The sequence below is a fragment of the Amycolatopsis sp. cg13 genome (assembly GCF_041346965.1).
Classification (GTDB): Bacteria; Actinomycetota; Actinomycetes; order Mycobacteriales; family Pseudonocardiaceae; genus Amycolatopsis.
On record NZ_CP166848.1, the window covers coordinates 7,811,468 to 7,830,625 of the forward strand.

19 protein-coding genes are annotated in these 19,158 nt (G+C 68.7%); 9 read left to right on the plus strand and 10 right to left on the minus strand.

The window, feature by feature from the left end; genetic code table 11:
- Positions 1-73 precede the first annotated feature (73 nt).
- The 5 genes from AB5I40_RS36795 to AB5I40_RS36815 form a co-directional block, all read right to left on the minus strand.
- Positions 74-1,129, minus strand: coding sequence for an amidohydrolase family protein (locus tag AB5I40_RS36795; protein ID WP_370934767.1), 1,056 nt, complete (start codon positions 1,127-1,129; stop codon positions 74-76).
- A 14-nt stretch (positions 1,130-1,143) separates the two neighbouring features.
- Positions 1,144-1,956, minus strand: coding sequence for a pyrimidine reductase family protein (locus AB5I40_RS36800; protein ID WP_370934768.1), 813 nt, complete (start codon positions 1,954-1,956; stop codon positions 1,144-1,146).
- Positions 1,956-2,825: a dihydropteroate synthase gene (folP, locus tag AB5I40_RS36805; RefSeq protein ID WP_370934769.1), complete on the minus strand. Its 870-nt coding sequence runs from the start codon at positions 2,823-2,825 to the stop codon at positions 1,956-1,958. The genes AB5I40_RS36800 and folP overlap by 1 nt, the downstream gene beginning before the upstream one ends.
- A gap of 140 nt (positions 2,826-2,965) precedes the next feature.
- A complete protein-coding gene (locus tag AB5I40_RS36810; protein ID WP_116198492.1) occupies positions 2,966-3,265 on the minus strand; it encodes a YciI family protein in 300 nt (99 codons plus the stop codon).
- A 180-nt stretch (positions 3,266-3,445) separates the two neighbouring features.
- Entirely contained in the window at positions 3,446-4,966 is a 1,521-nt protein-coding gene (locus AB5I40_RS36815) for a PucR family transcriptional regulator (RefSeq protein ID WP_370934770.1), read from the minus strand.
- A gap of 160 nt (positions 4,967-5,126) precedes the next feature.
- Here AB5I40_RS36815 and pucL point away from each other — a divergent pair, with 160 nt between their 5' ends.
- The 5 genes from pucL to AB5I40_RS36840 all read left to right on the plus strand — a co-directional run bounded on the left by pucL (position 5,127) and on the right by AB5I40_RS36840 (position 9,689).
- Complete coding sequence (pucL, locus tag AB5I40_RS36820; protein ID WP_370934771.1) at positions 5,127-5,999, plus strand: factor-independent urate hydroxylase; 873 nt, start codon at positions 5,127-5,129, stop codon at positions 5,997-5,999.
- A gap of 37 nt (positions 6,000-6,036) precedes the next feature.
- Entirely contained in the window at positions 6,037-6,525 is a 489-nt protein-coding gene (locus tag AB5I40_RS36825; protein ID WP_370934772.1) for a nucleoside deaminase, read from the plus strand.
- Between the two features lie 176 nt (positions 6,526-6,701).
- Positions 6,702-8,144, plus strand: coding sequence for an NCS2 family permease (locus tag AB5I40_RS36830; protein ID WP_370934773.1), 1,443 nt, complete (start codon positions 6,702-6,704; stop codon positions 8,142-8,144).
- Between the two features lie 70 nt (positions 8,145-8,214).
- Positions 8,215-8,592 carry a gamma-glutamylcyclotransferase gene (locus AB5I40_RS36835; RefSeq protein ID WP_009082380.1) on the plus strand — a complete coding sequence of 126 codons (378 nt, stop codon included), beginning with the start codon at positions 8,215-8,217 and terminating at the stop codon, positions 8,590-8,592.
- Entirely contained in the window at positions 8,589-9,689 is a 1,101-nt protein-coding gene (locus tag AB5I40_RS36840; RefSeq protein ID WP_370934774.1) for a glycerate kinase, read from the plus strand. Before AB5I40_RS36835 ends, AB5I40_RS36840 begins: the two co-directional genes overlap by 4 nt.
- On the opposite strand, the gene AB5I40_RS36845 is transcribed toward AB5I40_RS36840, so the two are convergent.
- The 4 genes from AB5I40_RS36845 to AB5I40_RS36860 form a co-directional block, all read right to left on the minus strand.
- Entirely contained in the window at positions 9,667-10,059 is a 393-nt protein-coding gene (locus AB5I40_RS36845; RefSeq protein ID WP_370934775.1) for an NUDIX hydrolase, read from the minus strand. The genes AB5I40_RS36840 and AB5I40_RS36845 overlap by 23 nt on opposite strands.
- 125 nt (positions 10,060-10,184) lie before the next feature.
- Positions 10,185-10,892 carry an RraA family protein gene (locus AB5I40_RS36850; RefSeq protein ID WP_370934776.1) on the minus strand — a complete coding sequence of 236 codons (708 nt, stop codon included), beginning with the start codon at positions 10,890-10,892 and terminating at the stop codon, positions 10,185-10,187.
- Positions 10,893-10,954: 62 nt separating this feature from the next.
- Entirely contained in the window at positions 10,955-11,827 is an 873-nt protein-coding gene (locus AB5I40_RS36855) for a helix-turn-helix transcriptional regulator (protein WP_370934777.1), read from the minus strand.
- A 65-nt stretch (positions 11,828-11,892) separates the two neighbouring features.
- Complete coding sequence (locus tag AB5I40_RS36860) at positions 11,893-12,684, minus strand: SDR family oxidoreductase (RefSeq protein ID WP_370934778.1); 792 nt, start codon at positions 12,682-12,684, stop codon at positions 11,893-11,895.
- A 303-nt stretch (positions 12,685-12,987) separates the two neighbouring features.
- Here AB5I40_RS36860 and AB5I40_RS36865 point away from each other — a divergent pair, with 303 nt between their 5' ends.
- The 4 genes from AB5I40_RS36865 to AB5I40_RS36880 all read left to right on the plus strand — a co-directional run bounded on the left by AB5I40_RS36865 (position 12,988) and on the right by AB5I40_RS36880 (position 17,726).
- On the plus strand, positions 12,988-14,157 hold the full coding sequence (locus AB5I40_RS36865; protein WP_370934779.1) for an EfeM/EfeO family lipoprotein: 1,170 nt from the start codon (positions 12,988-12,990) through the stop codon (positions 14,155-14,157).
- Positions 14,154-15,353, plus strand: a complete 1,200-nt coding sequence (locus tag AB5I40_RS36870; RefSeq protein ID WP_370934780.1) for a Dyp-type peroxidase — start codon at positions 14,154-14,156, stop codon at positions 15,351-15,353. The genes AB5I40_RS36865 and AB5I40_RS36870 overlap by 4 nt, the downstream gene beginning before the upstream one ends.
- A gap of 44 nt (positions 15,354-15,397) precedes the next feature.
- Positions 15,398-17,023 (plus strand): phospholipase C, encoded by a 1,626-nt coding sequence (locus AB5I40_RS36875; protein WP_370934781.1) that lies wholly within the window; start codon positions 15,398-15,400, stop codon positions 17,021-17,023.
- Positions 17,024-17,324: 301 nt separating this feature from the next.
- Positions 17,325-17,726: an Lsr2 family protein gene (locus AB5I40_RS36880; protein WP_370934782.1), complete on the plus strand. Its 402-nt coding sequence runs from the start codon at positions 17,325-17,327 to the stop codon at positions 17,724-17,726.
- 282 nt (positions 17,727-18,008) lie between these two features.
- Here AB5I40_RS36880 and AB5I40_RS36885 read toward each other — a convergent pair whose 3' ends face one another.
- Positions 18,009-18,953, minus strand: coding sequence for an MBL fold metallo-hydrolase (locus tag AB5I40_RS36885; RefSeq protein WP_370934783.1), 945 nt, complete (start codon positions 18,951-18,953; stop codon positions 18,009-18,011).
- Between the last annotated feature and the right edge of the window lie 205 nt (positions 18,954-19,158).

Consider the following 19,158-nt stretch of genomic DNA (forward strand, 5'->3'; position numbering starts at 1 on the left):
TGAGGGGAACCCTGAGGGAATCAGATTCCCTCAGGGTTCCCCTCACGTACGACAAAGCCCGCCAGCGCTGTCGTCAGCGGTCGATTTCCCTTCCCGCGCACCAAACAGTGCGAATCGCCCGCGTCGCCGACAGATCAGCCACCGGATCGCCGTCGATCAAGACCAGGTCCGCGCGTAACCCGGGCCGGATCTCGCCTCGGTCAGTCAGCCCGAACGCCCGCGCCGGGCCGATGGTCGCGGCGCGCAGGATCTCCACCGGGCTCAACCCAGCCTCGGCCAGCAGCTCGAACTCGTGGTGCAGGCTCGACCCGTGCGCGACCGCGACCGGGGCTCCGGAACCTCCGTTGGCGTCGGTCCCGGCGAGGATTTCTACCCCGGCGGCGTGCAAAGCAGCCACGTTGGCCAGGTAATCGCCAGCGGCGCCGGCGAAGAAGGCGAGCGCCCCTTCCATCATGGTGAGCGTCGGGATCGCCGTCTGCCCAGCGGCTTTCATCGTGGCGACGTCCTCGTCCGCGATCCGGCCGACCACCGGCACATGCGTCACGAATCGCGCTCCGGTCGCCACCGCCAGGTGGTACGCGCCCGAGGTCGCCGCGTGCAGGACGGTGTCCAGACCTCGTTCCCGCGCCGTGTCGACCAGCGCCTGCAACGCTTCCGCGGGCGGACCGCCGTCACCGGGAGCTTCGGCGACGCCTTTGACGTAGTCGACGCCCTCCGCGGCCCGCGCTTCGACGAACCGGACGGCGGCTTCCGCGGTCGTCACGATCGCGGACGCGGGCATCTCCGGGATCGTGGAGTGGAGGCCGTGCGGGCCGATCGCGGGAAGCCCGGCACTGCGGAAATCCGCCGGGCCCGCGGTGCGCAGTTCGGTTACCCGGGAGGCTGGCCAGCACGCCATGTCGAGGCCGGTCGTGATGCCCCATTCGGCGAGGCCGGCCAGCTGCTCCGGCCGTTCCAGATGGAGGTGCGCGTCGATGAACCCGGGCAGCAGGGCCGCCCCGGCGGCATCGATTTCCCGTGCCCCGGCGGGATCTGTGCCGAGCACCGGCCCGTCGATCACGACGGTGCGCGGTTCGGTGAGCCCTTGTCCGTCGAAGACGCGTGCGTTGCGCAGAGCGGTCTTGGCCACGGTCCCTCCCCGGGTCAGTGGACGCGATACCGCAAGAGTACTGAGTTGTCGTCTACGAGCGCGGACATTAATTCGAGTTGCTGGGGGTCGATAGCGGCACCCATCGCGACGCGTGGTGCGTCTCCGGCGATCAGCATTGGCGCGACGGTCAGGCGCAGTTCGTCGACCACGCCCGCAGCGAGCAGCGAGGCGAATAGGTGCGGGCCGCCCTCACAGTCGATGCGGCGGAGGCCTCGCCGGGCCAGTTCGTCCACGGCCGCGCGCAGGTCTACGTCGCCGTGGCGGGGGCGCGGGCGCTGGTCGTCCGGGTCGGCGTGCAGGGCCGGGTCGCCGGTGGCCTCGTGCAGCGTCGGGTCGCCTGTCCCAGCGACCAGGACATCCGCCCCAGCGGACGCCCACGCCGCGCGCAGTTCCGGGTCGGTCGCCGCGCTCGTGATGACGATCGTCGGCACCAGGGCCTTGGTGATCACCGGCGCGTCCGGCGGCAGCGAACGACCGGTGCTGACCACGGCGATCGGCGCGATCGGGGCCAGCCCGTGCCTGCGCCGCCGCTCCGCGGTCTTCTCGTCCGGCCGCAGGCCCTCAAAGCCCTCGGCCTGCGCGGTGCCCGCGCCGACCAGCACGACGTCGGCGAGGTCGTTGCCCAGCCGGTAGACGATGCGGTCCGCGGGCGTCGACAGCCCGCCCGAGCGGCCTTCGATGGTGATCCCGCCGTCGGCGCTCGACACGAAGTTCACCGCGAGCCACTTCGGCACGTCCGGATAGACGTAGAGCTGCTCGACGTCGGCCTCGGTGCGGTCTGAGTTTCCGGGAAAGACTTCGCGCATCAGACCGACCGTACAACGTTCGCCGGCGGCCGGGTGCCGATGATGCTGGCCACCATCTCCGCGACCTGCCGCGTCTCGCGAACCTGGTGCGCGCGGAACATCGCCGCGCCGTGCAGCGCGGACACCGCGGTGGCGGCGAGCGTGCCGATGACTCGTTCGCCGACCGGGAGGTCCAGCGTTTCGCCGATCACGTCCTTGTTCGACAGCGCCATCAGCACCGGCCAGCCGGTCGCGACCAGCGCGTCGACATGCCGCAACAGCTCGAGCGACTGGTAGGAGTTCTTCCCGAAGTCGATGCAGGGGTCGATCATGATGCCCTCGCGCGGCACGCCCGCGGCGAGCGCGCGCTCGGCCAGCGCGGTCGTGCCTTCGACCACGGCGGCCACCACGTCGTCGTACACCGGCCGGACGGCTTCGGTGCGCGGCACGAGACCGTTGGTGTGCGAGCAGATGTAGCCCGCGCCGTGTTCGGCGGCGACGTCGAGGATCTCGGGCTCGATCGCGGCCCAGTTGTCGTTGACCAGGTCCGCGCCCGCGCGGCAGACGGCGTCGGCGACCTCGGCTCGGTAAGTGTCCACGCTGATGACCAGCTCGGGGAAGTGCTCGCGGGCCCATTCGACTGTCGGCACGACCCGGCGGATCTCCTCGGCCGCGGTGACCTCGGGGCCCTTGCCCGCGGGAACGCCGCCGATGTCGATCAGGTCGGCGCCCTCGGCGTGCGCGCGCCGGATGGCCGCCTGCGCGGGGGCTTCTTCGAAGGTCGCACCGTTGTCGTAGAACGAGTCGGGGGTGCGGTTGATGATGGCCATCACCAGGGCGCGGTCACTGGTGAGGCGACGGCCTCGGAACACGAGGTCGGGCGTATGCATGCGGTCTCCCGGGCCGGAACGAAAGATCTCGCGTGATCATAGGCGAGTTCGCGGCGGGAGTACGTCCGGCAGGTGGCGGGCGGAGCGGTCCGGAGGCCACCTGCGTCCGGGCGTTCGTCGATCCGCGTGAAGCGGTGCGATCAGGAGGCGAGCGCCTCGTTGACGGTCAGGAACTCATCAGCGGTGCGGGTGGCGGAGAATTCGATCACGCGGTAATGCGCGAGGCGTTGCAGCACGAGCGGGTCGGTGGCGAGCACGGCGTCGAGCTTGCCGCGCAGGCACGGGCGGGAGATGATGACCTGGTCCGCGTCCTCGTTTCCTTTTCCGGAAACGAGGAACAATCCGTGCGCGAAGTGGCTTCGCAGCCAGTCCGCGTGTTCGGCCAGTGCGTAGTCGACTTCGTTTCGAGGTGCTGTGTAGGACAGCAATGCGATGTACATGACCTCAGGGTAGGACGCTCGGTCGGATGGTGCATCCTCCTCCCGAGTGCCGTCGTGCTTCATCGAATGGTCAAGTATTCCCAATAATTCTTTACGGATAAGCGTACTGTTTGGATTTCCGTTACGGGGTACGAAAAATCAGGGTCTGCGGCGTTTCCGCAGGACATTCCGGACGGATGGTCAAGACCACCCCCAGTTCTGCGTGAAGCAGCCGGCCAGATAAAGATCCACGCGGTCGGCGAACCGGCTCGGATCGCGTCCGGTGAGTTCCCCGATCCGGGTGATCCGGTATCGCAGGGTGTTCACGTGCAAGTGGAGCGTGGCCGAAGTCTGTGTCCAAGATCCCGAATGTTCCAGGAACGCCTTGAGCGTCGTTATCAATTCGGAACCGTGTGCGGCGTCGTACGCGAGTACCGGCCCCAGTACTTTTTCGCCGAACGTGCGGCGCAAGTCTTCCGGAACGGCCGCGAGCAGCAGCAAATGGGACGCGACTTCATCGCCGGACAGCACCGTCGCGCGGCCCGGCGTCAACGCGGCCAGTGTGCGCGCGTGCCGGGCTTCCTGCACGCCGGCGCGCAGACCGGCGGCGTCCGCGGCGCGGCTGAGGCCGAGCGTCAACCGCGCGGACCCGAGTGCGGGTTCGATGGTGTGCACCGCTTCCCGCAACGTCTCGGTGTCGCGCGAGGAGAAGAGGCCGAACGTCTCGCCGTCGACAGTCGCCGCCAGCACCGGCTGCCCGGTGGTCGAAAGCAGCTCCTCCACCAGCACCTGCGCGAGTCCCGGCCCGCCGCCGCGGACCTCGGCGGACAGTGTCGCCACCGGTTCCTGCGGCGCGAACCCGGCGGCGGCCAGCCGGGAGGTCAGCTCGCCCGGCGCGGCGTCGTCGGAGAGCACCAGCCGCAGCAGCGGTTCGGCCGCCCGGTTCTCGATCCGCCGGGCCTCGTCCACCCGGGACCGTTCGAGCCCGACCAGCGCGGCGAGCTCCTGCGCCAGCTCGCGGCGCGCGGACGGCCACTGCGCCGGATCGCCGTCCACCACCAGGAACCAGCTCGCGATCCGGTGCCCGGAGCGACCGGCCGCGCCGAGCAGCGTGACCGGACCGTCCTGGCACGGCAGCCGTTCGGCGCGCAGGAAGCGGCGGGCCAGCGCGGTGCGCCGCGCGGTGGGCAGTTCGGGTCCGCCCGCCAGCTGCTGACCAGTCGCGCTCAGTACGACGCAGCCGGCCCCCAGCTCTTCCGAGCCTGCTTCGACCAGCGCGGACAGCCCGCGGCCGGAGGTCACCGCGGCCACCAGCCGCCGGTGCGAATCGCGGGCGGGCGCTGAGCGTTCCGCCGCCAGGCCCAGGATCACCCGCTCGGCGACGGTCGCGAACGAAACCGACACCGGCACCTCGAACAACGGCAGGCCGACGCGCTCGCAGGCGGTCACGAGATAGTCCGGCACCGGTCCGCCGACCTCGGCGGTGCCCGCTCCGAGCGCGGTGACGCCCGCGGCGGCGAGCTTGCCGACGAACGCGTCCGCGTCCGAGGGCCCCGGCAGCCAGCGCATTCCGCACAGCACGATCTCGCCGCCGTCGAGGTACCGCGTCGGATCCTGCAGGGTCGCCTGGAAGACGCGGCCGAACTCGCGGTCGCGCGCCTTCTCGCCCGCCAGCAGCCGCAACCCCAGCTCCGGGGTGTCGAGCAGTGCACCCAGCCGCATGCGCGCCTCCTTCCGCCCATCAGTACCGCACACCAGAGGGGTTTGGCGGAAACTACGAAAAACCGGCCGTTCGCGCTCGCCGCTTTCGGCGGATCTGCCGTGGCCCGTGCCACGCCGCGGCGGGTGTACTCACTCGGCGAGCGAAACGGAAGGGATGACAATGGCGATCGTTCTTGGCGACAACCGCTACGGGAAGGCCGAAAACCGGCTGGTCCGCGTCGACCGGGACGGTGACGAGCACCGGATCACCGACCTCACCGTGAGCGTGTCGCTGTCGGGCGACATGAGCGACACCCACCTGACCGGGGCCAACGACAAGGTGCTGGCCACCGACACGCAGAAGAACACCGTCTTCGCCTTCGCCCGCGACGGCATCGGCGAGATCGAGGACTTCGCGCTGCGGCTGGCCAGGCACTTCGTGTCCACGCAGGAGAGCATCCACGCCGCGCGCGTCGGGATCGTGGCTCATCCGTGGGAACGGCTGCAGGTCGGCGGACGGCCGGCGCACCACTCGTTCGCGCGTTCCGGCGCGGGCACGCGGACCACGCGCGTCACCTACGACGGCGAGCGGGCCTGGGTGCTCGGCGGGGTGGAAGACCTGACCGTGCTCAACTCCACCGGCTCCGAATTCTGGGGCTTCCCGCGCGACGAATACACCACGCTCGTCGAGGTGAAGGACCGGATCCTCGCCACCGCGGTGTCCGCGACCTGGCGGTACTCCGTCGAGGAGGCCGACTGGGCGAAGGCGCACGAGACGGCGCTCGCCACGCTGCTCGACGCGTTCGGCGGCACGCACAGCCAGTCTCTGCAGCAGACGCTGTACGCGATGGGGCAGGCGGTGCTGGAGGCCGTCCCGGAAATCGCGGAGATCCGCTTCGCGCTGCCGAACAAGCACCACTTCCTCGTCGACCTCGAGCCGTTCGGCCTCGACAACCCCGGCGAGGTGTTCTACGCCGCCGACCGGCCCTACGGCCTGATCGAGGGCACCGTCCTGCGCGACGACGCCCCGCCGGCCGGCCCGGCCTGGTCCTGAGCAATCCGACCTCCGAACTGTTGGGAGCGCTACCGTTATGACCGTGTCCATCGATGCCGACGTCGAACGCGCCTGGCTCGCCGAATGCGTGCGGATCGCCGAGAAGAACGTCGCCGACGGCGGCGGCCCGTTCGGCGCGCTGGTGGTGAAGGACGGCGAGATCGTCGCGACCGGCGTCAACCGCGTCACCCCGTCGCTCGACCCGACCGCGCACGCCGAGGTGGTCGCGATCCGCGCGGCCTGCCAGGCGCTGGACACGTTCAGCCTGGCCGGCTGCGTGCTGGTTTCCTCGTGCGAGCCGTGCCCGATGTGCCTCGCGTCGTCGCTGTGGGCGCGCGTGGACCGCGTGCTGTACGCGGCCGACCGGCACGACGCCGCCCGCGCCGGATTCGACGACCGGGCGTTCTACGAACTGTTCGAGCACCCGCGCGAAACGTGGCAGACCCCCGTTTCGCGAGTGTCCACACCGGACGCTTTCGCCCCGTTTTCCGCCTGGCTCGGCCGATCCGACCGGATCGAGTACTGAGCCTCGGCGAGTGCTGAATGCCGGTCAGAATCGGCTTCAGCGTCCACCGCCCCACCCCACCGGGCCACCATCCCGGTGCTGACCGGAGCACCAGAAAAACGCAAACGTCCCGCCGTCCCGCCCCTTGCGTGTGCCAGGGGTGCGGTGCGGCACACCCACCGGCAAGGGGAGGACGCATGACCCAGGTACGCCTCGACGAAGCGGTGACCTCGGCTCCAGGACCGCAGCGCAAGTCCATTGTGGAGCTTCTGTTCGAAATACGCGCTCGCGACACCAGCGTAGGCCGCGAAGTGCGCGGTGGCATCACCACTTTCGTCGCGATGGCTTACATCGTTTTGCTCAACCCGCTCATCCTCGGCGCTTCCGCCGACATCACCGGCGCGAAACTCAGCGCCGCGCAAGTGACCACGGCGACCGCGCTCGCCGCCGCCGTGATGACTGTCCTCATGGGACTCGTCGGCAACGCGCCGCTCGCGCTCGCCGCCGGTCTCGGCATCAACGGCATTGTCGCGTTCCAGATGGCCCCGTCGATGACGTGGGCGCAGGCCTTCGGACTGGTTGTCCTGGAAGGCGTCTGCATTGTGCTGATGGCGGTCAGCGGCGTCCGGGAACGCATCATGAACGCGATTCCCGGACCGCTGAAAACCGCGATCACCGTCGGCATCGGCCTCTACATCGCGCTCGTCGGACTGGTGAGCGCCGGGTTCGTGACGCGTATTCCGGACTCCGCGCACACCACCGTTCCGGTGAGGCTCGGTACCGACGGGCATCTGTCCGGCCTGCCGCTCGCGGTGTTCTGCTTCGGCTTGCTGCTGATGACCGTGCTGATGTCCCGGAAGGTGCCCGGCGCGGTGCTGATCAGCATCGCCGCCGCCACCGTGCTCGCGGTGGTGCTGCACGACGGATTCGGCGTCGGCGACTGGGGGTTGACGACGCCGACGCTGCCGCATTCCGTGGTGGCGGCTCCTGATTTCGGGCTGCTCGGCCACGTCGACCTGTTCGGCGGATTCGCCAAGGCGGGTGCGCTGACCGCGACGATCTTCCTGTTCACCCTGGTGCTGTCCGGCTTCTTCGACGCGATGGGCACCATCACCAGCGTGTCGGCCGAGGCCGGGCTGTCGAAGAACGGCCGGGTGCCGCGGATGGGCCGGATCCTCTTCGTGGACGGGGCCGGCGCGATCGCGGGCGGGATGTCCGGGTCGTCGCCGAACACCGTGTTCCTGGAGTCCGCGGCCGGCGTCGGGGAGGGCGCGCGGACCGGGCTGGCGAGTGTCGTGACTGGACTCTTGTTCGGGGCGACCCTGCTGTTCACGCCGATCGCGGGCATCGTCCCGGCGCAGGCCGCCGCGCCCGCGCTCGTGGTGATCGGCGGGATGATGGTGGCGCAGTGCCGCAATATCCCGTGGAACGACCCGGATTACACGATCCCGGTGTTCCTGACGGTCGCGCTCATTCCGTTCACCTACTCCATCACCAACGGCGTCGGCGCGGGCCTCATCGCGTTCGTGCTGATCAAGACCTTCCGCGGGAAGTGGCGTGAAGCAGGGTGGATCCTCACTGTGCTCGCGCTCGTGTTCACCGTCTATTTCGGAATCGACGTGGTGAAGGCGATCCTCTAAGAGAAAGCCCGGCTACCGCCCCACCACCACCCTCAACGGAGCGGCTGCGCCGCGCGGAAAGGATTCCACAATGCCTCTGATGTTCCTCAACGGCGGCGCGATGCGCGGCGAACCCCTGCACCACCTGCTCGACGGCGCTCCACTGGTGGCCGAAACGACCACCGCCGCGAAGTACCGGTTCTACTCGGTAGGCGGGCAATGCCCGGCACTGGTCCCGGTAGCGCACGGCGGCGCGGCGATCTCCGGCGAGGTCTACGACCTCACGCTGGACCAGCTGCGCGACCGCGTGCTCCCGTCCGAACCGCCGGAGCTGGAGCTGGGCGTGATCGAACTGGCCGACGGCAGTTCGGCGTTCGCGATGCTGCTGCGGCGGCCGCAGACCTCGCACGTGCAGCTGCGGGACATCACGGAAATCGGGGACTGGCGAGCGTTCAAGGCCGCGGCGTGACGGTTTTAGTGGCTCCGGACAAGTTCAAGGGCTCGCTCACCGCGGCGGAGGTCGCGGAGGTGGTCGCCGCGGCGTTCGCCGAGGTCGCGCCCGGCGAACCGGTGCGGCAGCTGCCGGTGGCGGACGGCGGTGACGGAACCGTCGCCGCCGCCGTCGCGGCCGGGTTCCAGCGGGTGCCGGTGCGGGTTTCCGGCCCGACCGGCCGCCGGATCACCGCGTACTACGCCCTGCGCGAGACGGTCGCCGTGGTCGAGCTGGCGGAGGCGTCCGGCCTCCACCGGCTGCCCGGCGGCCGGCTGGAACCGCTGACCGCGTCGAGCTACGGCACGGGCGAGCTGATCGCGGCCGCCCGTGCCGCCGGTGCGACGCAGATCGTGCTCGGCGTCGGCGGTAGCGCCTGTACCGATGGCGGAGCCGGATTGCTGACGGCGTTGGGCGCTCGGTTGCTCGACGCTTCCGGTGCGCCGCTTCCGCCGGGCGGTGCGGCGTTGGCCGAGTTGTCCACAGTGGATTTGTCTGAACTGCCCGAAGTGGACATTGTCCTGGCGTCCGATGTGGACAACCCATTGCTGGGTGTGGATGGTGCCGCCGCGGTATACGGACCGCAGAAGGGTGCCGGGCCCGTCGAAATCGCTTCGCTGGAACGCGGGCTGACTCGGTGGGCCGAAGTGTTGGGCTCCGCGCACGCCACCACCCCGGGCGCAGGCGCGGCAGGCGGCGTCGGGTTCGGTGTCCTCACCGGACTCGGCGCCCGTATTCGGCCAGGTATCGAATTGCTGTTGGAGCTGCTGGGTTTCCCGGCCGCTGCCCGCGACGCCCGGCTCGTCATCACCGGAGAGGGATCGTTGGATACGCAGTCGCTGCACGGAAAAGCGCCGGTGGGTGTTCTTCGGGCGGCGGGCGGTACTCCGGTGGTCGCGTTGGCTGGCCGATGCCTGTTGTCCGCACCGGAATGGCAGGCGGCGGGTTTCGCTGGGGTGTATGCGCTGACCGATGTCGAGCCGGACGAGTATCGGTGCGTGGCGGAGGCTCGGTCGTTGTTGCGGGACCGGGCCGCGCAGCTGGCTCGGGATTTCAGCCGAGCAGTACCTGCCTGACGTGGTCGGACAGGGGGAGTCCGGCCGCGTCCGCGGGGGTCAGCCAGCGGTGGTCGTCATGTTCGGCCGGGTTGAGCTGAAGGTCGCCGAGGAAGTCCGGATGCGCGTCGTAGTAGGAGGCGTGCACGGTGAACGGTTTGCCGGTGCGGTCCGGCCACGATTGGCGGGCCCGTTCCCTGGCGAGCCGTACCCGCAACCCGGTTTCCTCGGCGACCTCCCGTACCGCGGTGGTCTCCGGGGCTTCGCCGGGTTCGACGGTGCCGCCGGGGAATTCCCGATGCCCGCCTAGGAAAGTCTCGGGGGCGCGGCGGATCAGGAGGATGGTTTCGCCTCGGGGGACCAGGACGTAGGCGAGCTGCTTGTCGTTCATGCTGTGCCTCCGTTGGCGATGAGGATTTGGCCGTTCACCCAGCCGGTGCCGGTGAGACTTAGGTTCACTGCGATTGCGGTAATGCTCAGGTGTCCGCGTTCTCCGGCTGCGGCAAGGCGGTTTTCCTATTCCTCAATAGCGCTGTCTTTCGCACGAAGATGCTGCCGGAACGTGTAGGAAGGGTCGCTTTCCCGCTGGGCCAGGAATTCGCTGAACCGGACCTGTTCGCGCAGAGTAACCCCGTCACGGATCTTCGCTGCCTGGCGATGCTCGGTGTCGCGAATGGATTCAGCGAGCCGGAACACGTCATCGGCCTGGGCGGCCGGGATGAAGAGGACACCGTCATCGTCGCCGAAGACCAGGTCGTCCGTGGTGACCGTCCATTTGCCGACGGTGGCGGATTCCAGGGCGTTGGCGGCGCGGTCGTTGAGGTGCAGCGGGCCGGTGGAGAGGGAGCCAAGGCTGTAGACCGGGAGGCCGATTTCGCGTAGTTCGGCGGTGTCGCGGTGCAGGCCCCAAATGACAATCCCGCTTAGCCCAGCCGTGGCGACTTCGGCGGTGATGAGGTCGCCGACGCAGCTCTCGTCTAGGCGACCTAGGTTGTCCACTACCAGGACATCGCCGGGTTGTGCGGAAGTGAGGGCTTCCAGGAAGACGTCCACGCTGCCGGAGTGGCGGGCGGGCAGCACCCGTCCGGCAAGCTTGAGTCCTGGGATCACTGCCCGGGTTCCGGCTGGCGCGCACCGGACGGACAGGCGGGCGCGCAGGCAGCCGTCGGCCAGGTGGGCGGTGGTCAGGGTTGCGAAACGTTCGGTTAGCTCGGTGTGGTTCATGCTTCCCGCCCTTCGTGCGAACTGCTTCACGCTAGCGGGAATCCGCGCTGAGGGGCGCCGGTTTATCCGCCGGTCGTCAGTTCCTCCTGGCTGGCCGCCCACGACGCCAGGAGGGCCAAGCCGTCCGCGGTCGGTGTGCCGGTGGCGGCGGTGTAGACGTTCAGGATCAGCCCGGGTTCGGAAGGCAGGTCCATCGACTCGACGTCCAGGTCCAGTTGGCCCACGACGGGATGGTGCAGGCGTTTGCGCCCGGACCGGTGGAGCCGGACGTCTTGAGACGCCCACTGCTGCCGGAACAGTTCGCTGCGCGTCGACAGCTCGCCGACCAGGGCGATCAGGTCCTCGTCGTGCGGGTTGCGCCCGGCTTCCATGCGGAGCTTCGCGGCCACATCGCGGGCGACGCGGTCGTAGTCGACGAAGAACGTTCGTGCCGCGTCGGGATCCAGGTACACGAATCGCGCGGTGTTCGCCGGGCGTCGCGGGTCGGCCAGCACCGGGGAATACAGCGCGCGGGCAAGGCGATTCGTGGCCAGCACGTCGTAGCGGCCGTTGCAGATCCACGCCGGGGCGTCGGTGATGGCGGCGAGCACCTGCTGCAGCGCCGGACGCACCGTCGCGGCGGGTCGCCGACGGCGCGGACCGCCGCTGGACTGCCGGGCAAGGTGGAAGAGGTGGTCGCGCTCGGCCTCGTCAAGGTGCAAGGCGGAGGCCAGCGCGTCGAGCACCCCGTCGGAGGCGCCGGCGAGGCTGCCGCGCTCCATGCGCACGTAGTAGTCCACCGACACTCCGGCCAGTAGCGCGACCTCTTCGCGACGCAGGCCCTTGACCCGGCGATTGCCGCCATAGGCAGGCAGTCCGGCCTGCTCGGGCGTGATCCGCGCGCGACGCGACCTCAGGAACTCCTTGATCTCAGTGCGCAGATCGATCGTGGCCACCCCTTCACCGTAAGCCCTGCCCACAGGCGGAGGGAGGCCCTGCCGGTACCCCGATCTGAGGAGACTCAGGTGCCCGAGGCAGTCGTGGCGGTGCCACCGTCGACCGGGACGACGGCACCCGTCAGGTAAGACCCGGCCCGGCTGGCGAGGAAGACGGCGACACCTGCCATGTCGTCGTCGCGGCCGAGGCGGCGCAGCGGGGTCTTCGCCGCGATCGTGTCGCCGATGGCGTCGATCGTCGCCGCCATCATCTGCGACGGGAACACTCCGGGGGCGACCGCGTTCACCGTGACGTGCTGGGGGCCCAGTTCCCTGGCAAGCACCCGGGTGAGTTGATGGAGCGCCGCTTTGCTGCTGGCGTACGAGTAGTTCGGCGCCGCCGCGACGTGGATCGCGGCGATGCTGCCGATGTTGATGATCCGCGCGGGATCATCGGCGGTGCCCGCCCTGCGCAGCGCGGGCAGCAGCGCCTGTACCAGCCAGAACGGCGATTTGAGATTGACGTCGAGCACCGCGTCCCAGGCCTCGGCCGGGAATGTCTCCAGTGGCTCGCGCCACATCGCTCCCGCGTTGTTGACGAGGACGTCCAGCCGTCCCGAATCGGCCGTGACCAGTTCGGCGAGGCGCTGGCACTCGTCGCGGCGGGACAGGTCGGCGGGGATTGCTTGAACGTCGCCGGATTCGGACAGCAGCCGCTGTGCCTCCGCGCACGCGTCCGCCTTGCGCGAGCTGACGATGACGCGAGCACCCGCCCGCAGAAGGCCGCGCGCGATCATCATTCCGATGCCCCTGGTGCCGCCGGTGACAAGCGCGGACTTCCCGCTCAGATCGAACAGGCCTGCGTGAGTGGTCGTCATGGGTTCCCTTTGTCGTGGAAGCAAGTGCTGACCCAGGTTCGCGGGATTCCCGGACTTCGGGGAGACCCTGGCGATACCGGCACTGGGAGACCTCCCTTGCGCGGGCGTGGTGAGCGAAAGTGTCATACCCGGCGAATCGGGCAGCCCATTACCACACTATTTGGCGGCTATGTCCGGCTTCTTCCGTTCCCTGGTTGAAGTCCTGGTGAATTCCCGGGTGGGCGACGTTCTCGACCAGGGTTTCTTCACTTTCCGCACGCATAATTCCGTCCCGGTAGTCCGAACGTGTGGCAGGAGGAAAAAGTGCCGGGGTCTGTGCGCGCCCGCTGGATCGGCGGTGGGGTCGCGATTGCGGTCGTGGCGGCGGGGATCGCGTTCGCGGTCTGGCCGGACGGGGCTTCGGCGCAGGATCCGGAGATCCAGATCTCCCGGTCGGCCTGCGGGCAGGGCTGGGCGGATCCGCAAGCCGGGGTGCAGACCTTTCGCCTGCACAACACGGGAACCGTGACCGCCGAGGTGGATTTGATCGACCCGGCGACCGGTGTGGTTTACGGCGAGGTCGAAGGGCTCGGCAGCGGAACTGTTCGATCCATGCAGGTCACGCTTGGCAACGGAACCTACGCATTCCGTTGTCTCCCTGAGGATTCCTCGGCGATCGTGGGGCCGACCGTCACGGTGAGCGGTGGTGCCGAGCGCGGTCCCGGTGTCGCGCCGGTGACGCAGAATGATCTGCTCGGGCCGTTGAAGTCCTATCAAGCCCATGTGGCACAAGGGCTCGGCCAACTGGCCGCCGATGTCGGCAAGCTGAAGGACGCCATTCGGAGCAACGATCGCGGTGCGAGCCAGAGTGCTTGGCTTGTCGCGCATCTCGACTACGAACGGCTCGGCGCGGCCTACAACGCCTTCGGCGACTCGGACAAAGCCATCAACGGCACCGCCGACGGGCTGCCCGACGGAGTCAAGAGCCCGGACTTCACCGGATTCCACCGGATCGAATCCGGCTTGTGGCACAACGAAGATCTCGCCGCCCTCGCTCCGGTGGCCGATCAGCTGGACAGCGACGTGCAGAAGCTCCGCAAGTCCTTTGCGGACAGTCAGGTCGACCCGAACGACCTCGGCCTGCGCGCGCACGAGATCGTGGAGAACACCCTGCAATTCGAACTGACCGCCCGCACCGATTACGGCAGCGGCACCAACCTCGCCACCGCACGGGCGAATCTCGACGGGACTCAAGCGGTCCTCGACGTGCTGCGTCCGGTGCTCGCCCCGCGCTATCCGGCACTGTCCAAGGTGGACAGCTGGATGAAGCGCACCGAAAGCACCCTCGACAGCGCCAAGAAGCCGGACAACTCGTGGACGCCGGTGAACCAGCTGTCCGCGCCGCGCCGGCAGAAGCTCAACGCTGACGTCAGCGAATTGACCGAGCTGCTCGCTCCGATCGCCGCCATCGCGGAGCCGAGGAGGACCTCGTGACGACAGAATCCTCCCGTCGGTCCTTCCTGCGGCGCACCGTCGTGGGCGCGGGGATCACCGCGGCTGCCGGAATCGGAGTGACAGCCAGCGCGAGCGAAGAATCGCCTGCCACGGTTGCGTTCCACGGCCCCAAACAGGCCGCGATTCTCCGCCAGCCTCCGGCGCAAAGCATCGTCGCGTCCTTCGACGTGGTCGCCGAAAACCGCGCGGAATTGACCCAGCTGTTCCAGGAAATCACCGACCGCGCGCGGTTTCTCACGAACGGCGGTGCTCCGGCCGCGCTCGGGATTACCGCGCCGCCCGCTGACTCCGGGGTGCTCGGCCCGGTGGTGCCGCACAGCGATCTCGGCGTGATCGTCGGCGTCGGATCGTCCCTTTTCGACGGACGCTACGGGCTGGCCGACCGCAAGCCCAAGAAGCTCAAGCCGATGACCATGTTCCCCAACGACGCGCTCGACGCCCCGCAATGCCACGGCGACCTGTCGCTCACGCTGTCCGCAGGGGACACCGACACCGTGCTGCACGCGCTGCGCGACATCGCCCGCGCGACCCGCGGCGGAATGCAACTGCGCTGGAAGATCAACGGCTTCAGTTCGCCCTCGCGGCCGTCCGGCACTCCGCGCAATCTGATGGGGTTCAAGGACGGCACCGCGAATCCGGGCGAGTCCGAAATGGACCGGCTGGTGTGGGTTTCCGGAGCGGGCGAGCCCGCGTGGACGACCGGCGGCAGCTACCAGGTGATCCGGCTGATCCGGATGCTGGTCGAGTTCTGGGACCGGGTCTCGATCGCCGAACAGGAGAACATGTTCGGCCGCCGCCGCGACACCGGCGCTCCGCTGGACGGGGCGTCCGAAAAGGACGAACCGCGCTACGCCGACGATCCGATCGGCACCGTCATCCCGCTCACCAGTCATATCCGCAAGGCGAATCCGCGCACCCCGCAAACCGACGACCAGCGGATCCTGCGCCGCGCGGTCAACTACGACCGCGGCGTGGACGCCAACGGCAACCTCGACATGGGCCTCGTCTTCACCTGCTACCAGCAGGATCTCGAGCGCCAGTTCGAGACTGTCCAGAAGCGACTGATCGGCGAACCGCTCGTCGACTACATCTCCCCGTTCGGCGGCGGATATTTCTTCGCGCTGCCTGGCGTCACCGGTCCCAGCGACCACTTCGGCCGGGCGCTCCTCGCCTGAGGCGCGCCCCGATCCCCACCCCGCGAAACCAGGAGGAATCCTCAGTGGACACAGCATTCGGCAGGCGGCGCCGTCGCCTGCTCGGTGCGGGCGCGCTCGTCTCGGCGGCCGTGCTCGCGATCGTCACCGGCTCCGCGGCGTCGTCCGCGCAGGCCCAGCCGCTGCACCCGTTGCCGGCGTCGTGGCTGCCCACGCTCACCCCGATCAAGCACGTCGTGGTGATCTTCGGCGAGAACATCTCGTTCGACCACTACTTCGGCACCTACCCGAACGCGACCAACGAGAACGGCACCCCGTTCCAGGCCGCGAAGCACACGCCGAAGGTCAACGGCCTCGACGACAAGCTGCTCACCCACAACCCGAACGCCTACAACCCGAAGCGGCTCGGGCCGGACCAGGCGCTCACCTGCGACCAGAACCACAGCTACGGCGCCGAGCAGGCCGCGTTCAACGGCGGCAAGATGGACAAGTTCGTCGAGAAGACCGAGACCGACAAGTGCAAGGGCCAGCCGGTGCTGTTCGGCGAGCCGGGTCTGGTCATGGACTACTACGACGGCAACACCGTCACCGGCATGTGGAACTACGCGCAGCACTACTCGATGAGCGACAACTCGTTCAACACCGTCTTCGGCCCGTCCACCCCGGGCGCGCTCAACCTGATCTCCGGGCAGACGCACGGGATCCAGGCGGTCGACCCGGTCACGCACGAGCCGAAGAGCGACCCGTACGTCGTCTCGTCGCCGGACGAGAACGGCGTCGGCACCGTGATCAACGACCCGGACCCGGCGTGGGACGACTGCTCGGACAAGAACCACACCGCCAAGGACAACCTCGGCGCGATGCAAGGCCACAACGTCGGCGACCTGCTGAACGACCGGCACGTCACGTGGGGCTGGTTCCAAGGCGGCTTCAAGCCGACCGGCACCGAGAACGGCTACGCGGTCTGCGGGCAGAAGCACGCGAACATCGGCAATCAGTCCTCCGTGGACTACAGCCCGCACCACCAGCCGTTCCAGTACTACAAGTCCACTTCGAACCCGCACCACCTGCCGCCGTCCTCGGTACAGGCCATCGGGCAGACCGACCAGGCCAACCACCAGTACGACACGAGCGACTTCGACGCCTCGCTCAAGGCCGGTTCGATGCCCGCGGTGAGCTTCCTCAAGGCGCCGGAGTACCAGGACGGGCACGCGGGCTATTCCGACCCGCTCGACGAACAGCATTTCGTCGTGGACGAGATCAACAAGATCCAGCAGTCGCCGGAGTGGCGTTCGACCGCGATCGTGCTCGCCTACGACGACTCGGACGGCTGGTACGACCACGAGAACTCGAAGATCGTCAACGGTTCGCAGGACGCCTCGCAGGACCAGGCCGTCTGCACCGGCAAGCCGGCCGGTCTCGGCGGGTACGCCGACCGCTGCGGCTACGGCCCTCGCCTGCCGCTGCTGGTCATCTCGCCCTACAGCAAGCCGAACTACGTCGACCACACCCGGACCGACCAGACCTCGGTGCTGAAGTTCATCGAGGACAACTGGTTCTCCGGCCGCGTCGGCGACGGCTCGTTCGACACTCGCGCGGGCGGACTCTGGAACATGTTCAACTTCTGGTGGCCGCAGGCGGGCAAGCTCCCGCTCGACCCGAAGACGGGTGCGCCGACCGGGCGGAACTAGCTCGCGTTTCGCACGGGAACACCGAAGGCCATCGGGTTTCGACCCGGTGGCCTTCGGCCGTTTCCGGGGCCGGTCTTCCAGTCCGCTCAGCGGGAAACCGCGTGCGAATACCGCGAGGCTGGAAATTTTCCAGTGCGCGGGAACTGTGCGCGCAGTCGCGGATTGGGCACTGAAGGTGTTCGGGAACCGGCCGGGAAAGCAGCGGCCGCCGAACCGGAATGGAGTCGCGCTGCGCGGACCGTCACTCGACACGATAGGGTAATCGAAGGCACATCCTGTAGAAGGTGAAGGAACGCGAATCATGGCGCAAAAAGTCCATGTCGAGATGGTTGACGACATCGACGGCAGCATCGCCGAACAGACCGTCCCGTTCAGTCTCGACGGCGTGAGCTACGAGATCGATCTGTCCGAAGACAACGCCGCCGCATTGCGGGAAGAGCTGGCCCGTTACGTCGCCGCCTCGCGCCGGGTCGGCGGGCGCAAGGTCCGCATGGCCGCCGGGCAGGCCCCGCGGCCGGCTTCGACCGCCGCGGACCGCGAGCGCAACAAGGCGATGCGCGAGTGGGCCGAGAACAACGGTTTCACCGTGTCCGACCGCGGCCGGCTCCCGGCGGAGATCGTGAAGGCTTACGAGGAGCGCGACACCGAGGCTCCGGCCAAGCCCGTTCGCAAGCGCGCGACGCGCAAGAAGGCCAGCGCCTGAGCGTTCTTTTCGGCAGCTGTGCCGCGGGGGCCGCGGCGTGTGATCAGCGGTGGGCGCCGCCGGGAATCCCGGCGGCGCCCTTCTGGCTGTCCGGGGGAAATGGCGATTTCCCCCGGCCTCGACGCGATACGGACTGCTGCGGCCGACGCGGGCGGCGGTCGCGGCCTTTGCCGTACGTGAGGGGAACCCTGAGGGAATCAGAGTCCCTCAGGGTTCCCCTCACGTACTCGCGGAAACGGTCAAGAGCCGCGTCAGCCACTTCGGGGAATCGATTTCCCGGCGTTAAGACTTGCCTAGTCCGAGCAGGGTGTCCAGGTCGATCTTGCCGCCCGCGGCGTCGCGGATCGCGCGCATCGCTTCGGCGGACGCGAGCTGTTCCCCGTGCTGGTCGGCGTGCGCGCGCAGCAGATTCCCGATGTGCCGTTCCGGGACTGTCCACGTGGGCCACCGGCGGCGGGCGATCGTGGCGAGTTCGGAAAAGTCCGGCGTGCTCGCGCTCGCGGTCGCGTCGAGCAGCCAGTGCAGATAAGTGCGCAGCACCGCGACCGGGAAACTGCCCGGATGACTCAGGCCGCCGTGCCCGGGTACGAAGGTGCGGACGTCCGGGAACATTTTGTCGAGCCAGTCCAGCGCGGTCAGCCAGCCGGGGATCGAACCGTGCACGGCGAACGGCGTCGATCCGACCGAGAGCAGATCGCCGGTGAAGAGCGTCCCGGTGCGCGGTTCGAACAACACGAGGTCGCCGTCGGTGTGCGCGGTCCCGGGAAACGGGACGACCTCCACGACGACGCCGCCGAGATCCACTTCGACCGGTTCGATCACCGCGTGCACCGCCTCCGGCCGCGGCGCCTCGAGCTTGCCCCAGTTCGCGCAGGCGAAGATCTCCTCGTTGCACTGCGGGCCGGACCGGATGATCGGCACCGCGGTGGGCGCGGCGAGGATCCGGCCGCCGTTGCGCAGCGCGACGCCCGCCCCGTTGTGGTGGGTGCCGTGCGCGTGGGTCAGCACGAGCGTGAGCGGCATTTCGACGGTCGAGTACTTGCGGACGTCGCTGACCAGGTCGAGCGTGTCGCGTTCGGTGCCGCAGGTGTCGACGAGCAGAACGCCTTCCCGGCCCCGGATCCAGCCGCAATTGGACACCATCCAGTCGCTCGGGCTGCGCACGTAAGCGACGACGCTCGGGTCGGAATACCGAAGCGGGACGATATTGCGCCTGATGACGGGCATGCGATCCCCTCGTTGGCCACCGGACGGGAATTGATCACCGGAATGGTATAGACCAAGTCACCTGCTGTCAGCGGGGTGGAGACCACGCTCACGCACGTGGTCCGCCGCGGTTCTCGCCTGTCCCGTTCCGCCCAGCTTCGCGCGCATCGTTGCCCCCGGCTCCGTCGGTGCCCGACAGCGTATACCCCGAGGCCACGGTTTTCTC